This window comes from Isoptericola sp. NPDC019571 (assembly GCF_044389385.1).
Lineage (GTDB): Bacteria > Actinomycetota > Actinomycetes > Actinomycetales > Cellulomonadaceae > Isoptericola > Isoptericola nanjingensis.
This window is the reverse complement of record NZ_JBIRXZ010000011.1, coordinates 196,197-205,627: the sequence shown is the minus strand read 5'-3', so window position 1 is coordinate 205,627 and position 9,431 is coordinate 196,197. Positions and strand designations below refer to the sequence as shown.

Here is a 9,431-nt window from a genome sequence, read left to right as displayed (position 1 = left end):
ACACTGTTGAGTTCTCAAACAACCGACGCACACCGCAGAACCAGAACCACTCTCAGTTCCGACCCCGCCGGGGCAACCCCTCAAACTTACCAGACTTTTTCGGCCGTTCCGACCGCCTGTTTCCAGCCGATCGAACTGCCCGACATCGTCGGAAAGCCCCCACACCGGTGCTCGGGGCGCACGAATGCGACCTGATCCTCGATGTGAGTTCCAGCCCCGGTCGGCCACCTGAGCTCCGGTCTCCCGGATCGTGCTCCTTGGTGTCCGTCTCCCTGTCGGGCTGACGTCGTAGAACATTACACGCTCCGGAGCGTGCGGCCAACTCCGTCCGCGGTGACGCGGGGCACACCCCACCCCGCCCTCGGACGAGGGCTGGGGACCGGGTCCAGAATCGTGCCGTGAGCACCCTGCAGACCGCCCCTCAGCCCCCGGCGTCCGTCGTCGTCCGGCCCGCACGTGCCGACGAGAGCGCCCACGTCGCGTGGCTCGCCGCGCTCACGTTCCCGCTGGCGTGCCCGCCCGGGACCTCCGTGGCCACGATGGCCGCTCACGTGGCCACCCACCTGTCCCCTTCCGCCGTCCGCGGCTGGTTCCGGTCCGACGCGCACGCTCTCCTGGTCGCCGTCGACGAGGAGCTCGACGCGCGCGCCGACGGTCCGACGGCTCCCCTCGGCTACGCGCTCGTGTCCCTCGGCGAGCCCTCCGGCGACGAGGAGCAGCGCGTGCTCCGCTCCGTCGTCGGGCCCGCCCCGTACGTCGAGCTCTCCAAGATCTACGTGCACCCGGACGCGCTCGGCAGCGGGGTCGCGGCGCGGCTGCTCGACGCGGCCGTCTCGGCCGGCGCAGAGCTCGGCGGCGACGCGCCCGTGTGGCTGGGCACCAACGCGCAGAACGCCCGGGCGCAGTCCTTCTACCGCAAGCACGGCTTCGAGGTCGCCGGCACCCGGACCTACGACGTCGGCGGCGTGCGGCACGACGACGTCGTCATGATCCGTCGACCGGCCTGACCGCGCGCGACACGGCGGGCGGGGCGACTCGTGCGCCCTCCCGCCGGCCTCGCTCCCGCCGTCCTCAGCCCCGCAGCGCGAGGATCGCGTCGGCGCTGCGCTCCGCGTTGCCGAAGGAGTCGACGGGGAACGGCGGCTCGGCGACCGTCGAAGCGTTGTCCTGCTCCCAGATCCCGTGTTGGCGTCCGGACCCGTTCAGCGCGCCGAGGAACGCCTGGTAGTCGAGGTCGCCCACCCCGAACTCGACGATGTCGTAGCCGTTCGACGACTGCGGGTTCACGCGCCCGTCCTTGAGGTGGAACATCGGGTAGCGGTCCCGGTGGGCCAGCACGTACTCCACCGGCTCGAACCCCGGGTAGAGGTGTCGGCCGACGAACGCCCAGAACACGTCCATCTCGAGGAAGACGGCCGCCGGGTCCGTGTTCTCCAGGAAGACGTCGTACAGCCGCGTCGCGGGGTCGTCGGTCGCGAAGCCGAACTCGTGCTGGTGGTTGTGCTGGTAGAACTTCAGCCCGCGCGCCGCCGCCGCCGCGCCGAACCCGTTGAACTGCTCCGCGGCGTCGAGGTAGCCGCCCACGGTGCGGTCGCTCGTCGGCGCGTTCGCCGTGCCGACGTGCCCCGTGCCGAGGGTCTCGGCGATGTCGAGCTCGGCCTCCATGTTCCGGACGAAGTCGGTGATGCCTCGGTGCGACCCCACGGCGACGAGGCCGTTGTCGTCCAGCAGCGTGCGGATCTCGGCCGGCGTGATCGCCCCGACCGCGCCCTGCGTGTACCCGGCGAACTCCACCTCCCGGTAGCCGAGCGTCGAGAGCCGCTCGAAGACCGCCCGGAACCCGAGCGCGTTGACCTTGTCCCAGATCGAGTACAGCTGGATCCCCAGCTTGCCCGGCGGGACGAGCCGGCGTCCTCCGCCGGCCGCGAGCGCCGGCGAGGCCGCCGCCGCGCCCAGGCCCACGGACGTGACGGTCACGGCAGCCACCGCGACGGCGGAGCCCGCCAGGCGCAGGAACGTCCGGCGGCCGAGCTCGGGACGACCGGTCATGCTGATCCCCTTCGATCAGGACGCCGGACCACCCGGCGCCACGCCGCCGCGAGCTGTCACGAGCTGCGGGAGGTCGGTCTCAGCGCTGCGAGAACGCCGCGTCGAAGGCGGCCTCCGGGGCGTCGAACGCGAGCCGACGCACCAGCTCCAGGGCCTCGGGGGCGCCGATCAGGCGGTCCATGCCGGCGTCCTCCCACTCGATCGAGATCGGCCCCGCGTACCCGATCGTGTTGAGCATCCGGAACGCGTCCTCCCACGGCACGTCGCCGTGGCCCGTGGAGATGAAGTCCCACCCGCGCCGCGGGTCCGCCCACGGCAGGTGGGACGACAGGCGCCCGTTGCGGCCGTTGCCCATCCGCTTCTTCGTGTCCTTGCAGTCCACGTGGTAGATCCGGTCCTTGAAGTCCCAGAGGAAGCTCACCGGGTCGAGGTCCTGCCACACCATGTGCGACGGGTCCCAGTTGAGGCCGAACGCCTCGCGGTGCCCGATCGCCTCCAGCGTGCGCACGGTGGTCCAGTAGTCGTAGGCGATCTCGCTCGGGTGCACCTCGTGCGCGAACCGCACGCCCACCTCGTCGAAGACGTCGAGGATCGGGTTCCACCGGTCGGCGAAGTCCTGGTAGCCCGCCTCGACCATCGCCTCCGTGGCCGGCGGGAACATCGCCACGTACTTCCAGATCGACGACCCCGTGAACCCGACGACGGTGTCCACGCCGAGCCGCGCCGCCAGGCGCGCGGTGTGCTTCATCTCCTCCGCCGCGCGCTGCCGCACCCCCTCCGGGTCGCCGTCGCCCCACACGACGTCCGGCAGGATGTCGCGGTGCCGCTCGTCGATCGGGTCGTCGCAGACGGCCTGGCCCTTGAGGTGGTTGGAGATGGCGTACACCTTCAGCCCGTGCCGCTCCAGCAGATCGAGGCGGGACTGCACGTACGCGTCGTCGTCCCACCGCCACGGGTCCAGGTGGTCGCCCCAGCAGGCGAGCTCGAGGCCGTCGTAGCCCCAGCCCGAGGCGAGCCGGGCCACCTCCTCCAGGGGCAGGTCGGCCCACTGGCCCGTGAACAGGGTGATCGGTCGTGCCATGGTGCGGTTCTCCTCGTCGAGATCGGCGGTGCAGGTGCAGGCGTCGGGCGGGGCGTGGTCAGCCGGGCAGGTCGACCCAGGTGTGGCCGGCGTCGGAGCTGCGCTCGACGGCGTCGAGCACGCGCTGCACGGCGAGGCCGTCGGCGAACGACGGCGTCGGCTGCTTCCCCGCCGCCAGGTCCCCGACGAGGTCCACGACCTGATGGGTGAACGCGTGCTCGTAGCCGAGCCCGTGCCCGGCGGGCCACCAGTGACCGCCGTAGGGGTGCTCCGGCTCGGTGACGACGATGCGGCGGAAGCCCGCCACCTCCGCGTCGTCCTCCGCGTCGAAGTAGTGCAGGAGGTTCATGTCCTCGAAGTCGAAGGCGAGCGAGCCACGGGTGCCGCTGACCTCGAGCCGGATGGCGTTCTTGCGCCCCCACGCGTACCGCGTGGCCTCGAAGGTCGCCGTCCCTCCGCCCGACAGCCGCCCGAAGAAGATCGCCGCGTCGTCGACGGTGACGGGACCCGTGCCCTCCCCCGCCTCCCCGGACAGGCCGGAGAACGACGCCGGGACCGGCCGCTCGCGCACGAACGTCTCGAGCATGCCCGCCACGCCGACCAGCCGCTCCCCCGTGACGAACTGCGCCAGGTCGACGACGTGCGCGCCGATGTCGCCGAGCGCCCCGGAGCCGGCCTTCGCCTTGTCGAGCCGCCACGACAGCGGCGTGGCCGGGTCGGACAGCCAGTCCTGCAGGTACTGCGCGCGCACCTGCCGCACCTCGCCGATCCGCCCCTGCTCGACCAGGCGGCGCGCGAGCTGGATCGCCGGGACGCGGCGGTAGGTGAACCCCACCGACGCGTACACCCCGCGCGCGGCCGCGGCGTCGGCCGCCCGGACCATCTCCTCCGCCTCGGCCACCGAGTTCGCGAGCGGCTTCTCGCACAGCACGTGCTTGCCCGCCTCGAGCGCCGCGACGGCGATCTCGGCGTGCGTGTCGCCCGGCGTGCAGACGTCGACGAGGTCGACGTCGTCGCGCGTCAGGAGCTCGCGCCAGTCGGTGACGGCGTCGTCCCAGCCGAGCCGGTCGGCGGCCGCCCGCACCCCGTCGGCGCTGCGGCCCGCCACGACCCGCATCCGCAGGGCGAGCGGGAGGTCGAAGAACCGCGGCGCGGTCCGCCACGCGTGCGAGTGCGCGGCCCCCATGAACGCGTACCCGACCATCCCGACGCCCAGCGTCGGCGTGCCCCCTGCCGTGGCGTGCTCGCTCATCGAGCGACCTCCGTTTCCTCGTGCGGCTGTCGTGCGTCCGTGCGTGCTCTGCGGGACCCGTCCGACCTCAGGACCGGAACCCGATGGACATGTACTGGTCGACGTTGTCCGCCGTGACCACGGGGGCGAACAGCTGGGTGGTGCGCGGGACCCCGGCCGAGACCAGGTCGCCCATGTTCTTGTCGTGCACCACCAGGCGGGCCAGCTTGATGCCGTCGGCCGCCTGCGTCGACGGGTAGACGACGGTCGCCTTCAGCACCGAGTCGTCCGCCTGGATGTGCTCCATGACGTCGAGGGAACCGGCGCCGCCGACCATGAAGAACTCGTCGCGGCCGGCGTTCTCGATCGCGGCGAGCACGCCGACGCCCTGGTCGTCGTCGTGGTTCCAGATGGCGTCGATCTTCGGCTCCGCCTGCAGCAGGTTCGACGTCGCCGTCTCCCCGCCCTGGACCGTGAAGTCGGCGGCGACCCGGCGGTCGACGTCGAGCCCGCAGTCGGACAGCGCGTCCTCGAAGCCCTTGCTGCGGTCCTGGGTGAGCGGGAGCGACTCGATGCCCTGGATCTCGGCGACGATCGCGTCCGGGTTGTCGCCGAGCTGCTCGCAGATGTAGGTGCCGGCGCTCACGCCCATGCCGTAGTTGTCGCCGAGCACCGTGGCGCGCGCGGCGAACGGGCTGGAGAACTCGCGGTCGACGTTGATGACCGGGATGCCGGCCTCCATCGCCTTGGTCGCGACCTCGGTGAGCGCGGCGCCGTCGAACGGCAGCAGCACGATGGCGTCGACCTTGTCGTTGATGAACTGCTCGATCTGGCTGATCTGGACGTTGACGTCGTTGGTCGCCTCGGCCTGCCGGAGCTCGACGTCCGAGTACTGCCCGGCGGTGTCGACCGCCGACTTGGTGATGGCGCCCATCCAGCCGTGGTCGGCGGCGGGGGCGGAGAAGCCGATGACGACCTTCTCGCCCGGCTCGTCGTTGCCCTCGGCGGCGACCTGCGGGGCGGCCGAGCCCTCGTCCTCGGGCGGCTCGTTGCTGGTGCAGCCGGCGGCGAGCAGGACGGCGGACACGGCCACCGCGGCCACCGCGGCGCTGCGCCGGGCGCGACTGTTCAGCAAGGTGCGTGCGGACATGTGATCATCCTCGATTCGGTCCGGCCGACCCGGGCGGGTGGCCCGGTGCGGGATGGTGCGGGGTGCTGCAGGGACATGCGGGGAGGGACAGGGCGGCGGCGCGTCAGGTGGACGCGGAACGCCGGGCGAAGCGCTGCTGGAGCAGGACGGCGACGACGATGATCGCGCCCTTGGCGACGTTCTGGGCGGAGATCGACAGGTTGTTGATCGTGAAGACGTTGGTCAGCATCGCGAAGATGAGGACGCCGATCACGGTGCCGACGATCGTGCCGCGACCGCCGATGAGCAGCGTGCCGCCGACGACCACGGCCGCGATCACCTCGAGCTCGTAGTACAGGCCGTTCGTGGAGGTGCCCGCCGTGGTGCGGCCCAGCATCATCACGCCCGCGATGCCGGCGGTCAGCCCGGACAGCGCGTAGATGTACAGCAGGTGCCGCTGCACCTTGATGCCCGCGAGCCGCGACGCCTCGAGGTTGCCGCCCACGGCCACCGTGCGCCGTCCGAAGGTGGTGCGGTTGAACAGGAACCACCCGGCGACGGCGACCACCGCGAAGATCCACACGAGCACCGGCACGCCGATGACGTCGGCGCGGAAGAAGTCCAGGAACCCGTCCACGCTGACGACCTGGGTCTGGCGTCCCGAGATCATCTCCGCGAGGCCGCGGGCGGCGATCATCATCGCCAGCGTCGCGATGAACGACACGACCTTGCCGTACGCGATGATCAGCCCGTTGACGACGCCCGCCGCGGTGCCGACCACGAGCGCCGTGAGCACCATGACGGTCCAGTGCACGTCCTCGGCCATCGTCTGCGTGGCGAGCGTGCTGGCCCACACGGAGGCGAGCCCGGTCAGGGACCCCACCGAGAGGTCGATCCCGCCGGCCGTGATGACGAAGGTCATCCCGATGGCGAGGACCCCGGTGACCGATGCCAGCCGGAGGATGGTCATGACGTTGTCGAGGCTGGCGAAACGCTCGCCGCCCGTGATCACGCCGACCACGGCGACGAGGACCAGGGCCACGACGAGCCCGATCGTGCGGCCTGCCGGGCCCGACAGCCACGAGGGCCGCGACGTGCCGGCGGCCGGCGACTCCACCTGGGTGCTCATGCGGTGGTTCCTTCCATGACGAGGTCGAGCACGCCGTGCTCGTCGATGTCCTGCGCGGGTGCCCGGTGCACGACGCGCCCTTCGGAGACCACGAGCACGTGGTCGGCGAGGCCGAGGACCTCGGGGATCTCGCTGGAGACGACGACCACCGCCGTCCCGGCGTCGGCGAGCCGGCGCACGAGGGAGTAGAGCTCCGACCGCGCGCCGACGTCGACGCCGCGGGTGGGCTCGTCGAGCAGCAGCACGTCGCAGCCGTGGACGAGCCACCGGCCGAGCAGGGCCTTCTGCTGGTTGCCGCCGGACAGGGTGCGGGCCGCGCGGTCGACGTCCGTGGGCCGCAGGTCGAGGGCCGCGACCTGCTCGCGCGCCGCCGCGCGCTCGGCGCGCTCGTCGAGCCAGCCGCCTCGGGCGAACCGGGCGAACGTGGAGAGGGTGACGTTCCGGTAGACGGGCTCGTCGAGGACGAGGCCCTGGCTCTTGCGCTCCTCGGGGCACAGGCCGATGCCGGCGGCCACCGCGGCGTCGACCGACCCTACGCGGAGGGTGCGGCCGTTCACCGCCACGCTGCCCGCCGTACGCCGCCGCGCGCCGTAGAGCGTCTCGAGGATCTCCGAACGTCCCGCGCCGACGAGGCCGGCCAGACCCACGATCTCCCCGGCCCGGACCTGGAACGAGACGTCGTCGAACGTGCCCCCGAGGCCGAGCCCCTCGACGTCGAGCACCACCGGGGCGTCGTCGGGGACGCCCGGGCGCTCCGGGAACGCGTACTCGACGTTGCGCCCGGTCATGAGGCGGATGAGCTCCGCGGTGGGCGTGGTGGCCGCCGGGAGGTCGCGGCCCACCGTGCGCCCGTTCTTGAGGACCGTGATGCGGTCACCGATCTCGCGGATCTCCTCCAGGCGGTGGGAGATGTACACGACCGCGACGCCCTCCTCCGTGAGCGCGCGGACCACGCGGAAGAGGTTGCGCACCTCCCCGGCGTCGAGCACGGCGGACGGCTCGTCCATGACGATGACGCGCGCGTCGTGGGACAGGGCGCGCGCCATGGACACGACCTGCTTGCCCGCGGCCGAGAGCTGGCCGACCTCGCGGTGGGGCGCGATCTCGGGGTGGCCGAGCCGCGCCAGCAGCTCGCGCGTGCGGGCGGCGACCTCGCGCCGCTGGGTGAACCCGCCGCGGTCGAGCTCGTGGCCGAGGAACACGTTCTCCGCGACGGTCAGACCGTCGACGACGTCGAGCTCCTGGTAGATCGTCGCGACCCCGCGCTGCAGGGCCGCGACCGGGTGCGGGATCACGACCTCCTTGCCGTCCAGCACGATCCGGCCGGCGGTGGGCTGGTGCGCCCCCGCGAGGACCTTGATGAGCGTGGACTTCCCGGCGCCGTTCTGACCGAGCAGGCAGTGCACCTCGCCCGGCAGCACGTCGAGGTCCACCCCGTCGAGCGCCTTGGCGCCCGGGAAGTGCTTGACGATGCCCTCCATGCGCAGCAGAGGGGCGGGGGCGTCGCTGCCCTCCGGCGGTGCCGCGTCGTCGCGGTCCACGTCGACCATGAGTCCGAACCTAGGCCGCACTTCTGTCGATCGTCAAGCAAAAGACGGGTGTTATTCGATCGTGATTGACTACGGTCATGACGGAAGGCGCAGCGATCGGGCCTCGCACCCCCGGGGCCGGCGAGATGTTCCAGCTCCTGCGCGACGGCCGGGCCCGCACCCGAGCCGAGCTCGCGACCCTCACCGGGCAGGCCCGGTCCACCGTCGCCGGGCGGATCGACGCCCTCATGGCGGCGGGCCTCATCGCCCCCGCCGGCGAGGCCACCTCGACCGGGGGACGCCCGCCCGCCACCTTCGCGTTCAACCCGTCGTCGCAGGTGGTGCTGGGCGTCGACCTCGGCGCCACCCATGCCCGGCTCGCCGTGACCGACCTCGCGTCCACCGTGCTCGCCGAGCTCGACGCGCCCCTCGCCATCGCCGACGGGCCGGAGCCCGTGCTCGGCTGGGTCGCGGACACCGGGCGCAAGCTGCTCGAGACCGCGGGCCGCTCGCTGGGCGACCTCGCCGGCGTGGGCGTCGGGCTGCCCGGCCCCGTCGAGCACGCGACCGGGCACCCGAACAACCCGCCGATCATGCCCGGCTGGGACGACGCGGACGTGCCCGGCATCCTCCGCGGCCACTTCGACGCGCCGGCGCTCGTCGACAACGACGTGAACATCATGGCGCTCGGCGAGCACCGCATCGCCTGGCCCGACGTCCCCGACCTCATCCTCGTCAAGGTCGCCACCGGCATCGGCGCGGGCATCATCGCCGACGGCGCGCTGCGGCGCGGCGCGCAGGGCGCCGCGGGCGACGTCGGGCACATCGCCGTGCCCGGGGCGGAGGACATCGTCTGCCGCTGCGGCAACGTCGGCTGCCTCGAGGCGATCGCGAGCGCGCAGGCCCTCGCGGTCCGGCTCCGCACCGAGGGCCTGGACGTGTCCGGGCCCTCCGACGTCGTCGCGCTGGTCCGGGGCGGCGACGTGACCGCGGGCCGCGCGGTGCGCCAGGCCGGGCGCGAGATCGGCAGCGTCCTCGCGGCGACCGTCAGCCTGCTCAACCCGTCCGTCATCGTGCTCGGCGGCATCCTCGCCGAGGCGGGCGAGCACCTGCTCGCCGGGATCCGCGAGGTCGTCTACCGGCGGTCCCTGCCGCTGGCCACCCAGCACCTGCGCATCGCCGTCGCGCGCACCGGCGCGCAGGCCGGCGTGCTCGGCGCCGCCGCCATGGCCGCCGACCATGCGCTGTCCCCCGAGGCCGTGGACGCGCTCACGGCCTGAGCG

At 72.7% G+C, this 9,431-nt stretch carries 8 protein-coding genes; 2 read left to right on the top strand and 6 right to left on the bottom strand.

Going from position 1 to position 9,431, the window contains the following annotated elements; translation table 11 throughout:
- Positions 1–398: 398 nt before the first annotated feature.
- Positions 399–1,007: a GNAT family N-acetyltransferase gene (locus tag ACH443_RS18415; RefSeq protein WP_430591121.1), complete on the top strand. Its 609-nt coding sequence runs from the start codon at positions 399–401 to the stop codon at positions 1,005–1,007.
- 64 nt (positions 1,008–1,071) lie between these two features.
- Here ACH443_RS18415 and ACH443_RS18410 read toward each other — a convergent pair whose 3' ends face one another.
- The 6 genes from ACH443_RS18410 to ACH443_RS18385 all read right to left on the bottom strand — a co-directional run bounded on the left by ACH443_RS18410 (position 1,072) and on the right by ACH443_RS18385 (position 8,169).
- Entirely contained in the window at positions 1,072–2,049 is a 978-nt protein-coding gene (locus ACH443_RS18410; protein ID WP_430591120.1) for a sugar phosphate isomerase/epimerase family protein, read from the bottom strand.
- Positions 2,050–2,128: 79 nt separating this feature from the next.
- Positions 2,129–3,130, bottom strand: coding sequence for a sugar phosphate isomerase/epimerase family protein (locus ACH443_RS18405; protein ID WP_430591119.1), 1,002 nt, complete (start codon positions 3,128–3,130; stop codon positions 2,129–2,131).
- Positions 3,131–3,188: 58 nt separating this feature from the next.
- Complete coding sequence (locus ACH443_RS18400) at positions 3,189–4,382, bottom strand: Gfo/Idh/MocA family protein (RefSeq protein ID WP_430557028.1); 1,194 nt, start codon at positions 4,380–4,382, stop codon at positions 3,189–3,191.
- A gap of 67 nt (positions 4,383–4,449) precedes the next feature.
- The gene (locus ACH443_RS18395) at positions 4,450–5,511 is read right to left on the bottom strand and encodes a substrate-binding domain-containing protein (protein ID WP_429766848.1); all 1,062 of its coding nucleotides are present in this window, start codon (positions 5,509–5,511) and stop codon (positions 4,450–4,452) included.
- A gap of 103 nt (positions 5,512–5,614) precedes the next feature.
- Positions 5,615–6,619, bottom strand: a complete 1,005-nt coding sequence (locus tag ACH443_RS18390; protein ID WP_429766850.1) for an ABC transporter permease — start codon at positions 6,617–6,619, stop codon at positions 5,615–5,617.
- A complete protein-coding gene (locus ACH443_RS18385) occupies positions 6,616–8,169 on the bottom strand; it encodes a sugar ABC transporter ATP-binding protein (protein WP_430591118.1) in 1,554 nt (517 codons plus the stop codon). Before ACH443_RS18385 ends, ACH443_RS18390 begins: the two co-directional genes overlap by 4 nt.
- Before the next feature lie 77 nt (positions 8,170–8,246).
- On the opposite strand from ACH443_RS18385, the gene ACH443_RS18380 reads away from it, so the two are divergent.
- Positions 8,247–9,428 carry an ROK family transcriptional regulator gene (locus ACH443_RS18380; protein WP_429766852.1) on the top strand — a complete coding sequence of 394 codons (1,182 nt, stop codon included), beginning with the start codon at positions 8,247–8,249 and terminating at the stop codon, positions 9,426–9,428.
- Positions 9,429–9,431: the final 3 nt, after the last annotated feature.

What these genes read in the sequence shown, in the direction of transcription:
- ACH443_RS18405 (WP_430591119.1), bottom strand. Translation starts at nt 3,130, where the DNA reads ATGGCACGACCGATCACCCTGTTCACGGGCCAGTGGGCCGACCTGCCC.
- ACH443_RS18410 (WP_430591120.1), bottom strand. Translation starts at nt 2,049, where the DNA reads ATGACCGGTCGTCCCGAGCTCGGCCGCCGGACGTTCCTGCGCCTGGCG.
- ACH443_RS18380 (WP_429766852.1), top strand. Translation starts at nt 8,247, where the DNA reads ATGACGGAAGGCGCAGCGATCGGGCCTCGCACCCCCGGGGCCGGCGAG.
- ACH443_RS18390 (WP_429766850.1), bottom strand. Translation starts at nt 6,619, where the DNA reads ATGAGCACCCAGGTGGAGTCGCCGGCCGCCGGCACGTCGCGGCCCTCG.
- ACH443_RS18400 (WP_430557028.1), bottom strand. Translation starts at nt 4,382, where the DNA reads ATGAGCGAGCACGCCACGGCAGGGGGCACGCCGACGCTGGGCGTCGGG.
- ACH443_RS18385 (WP_430591118.1), bottom strand. Translation starts at nt 8,169, where the DNA reads ATGGTCGACGTGGACCGCGACGACGCGGCACCGCCGGAGGGCAGCGAC.
- ACH443_RS18395 (WP_429766848.1), bottom strand. Translation starts at nt 5,511, where the DNA reads ATGTCCGCACGCACCTTGCTGAACAGTCGCGCCCGGCGCAGCGCCGCG.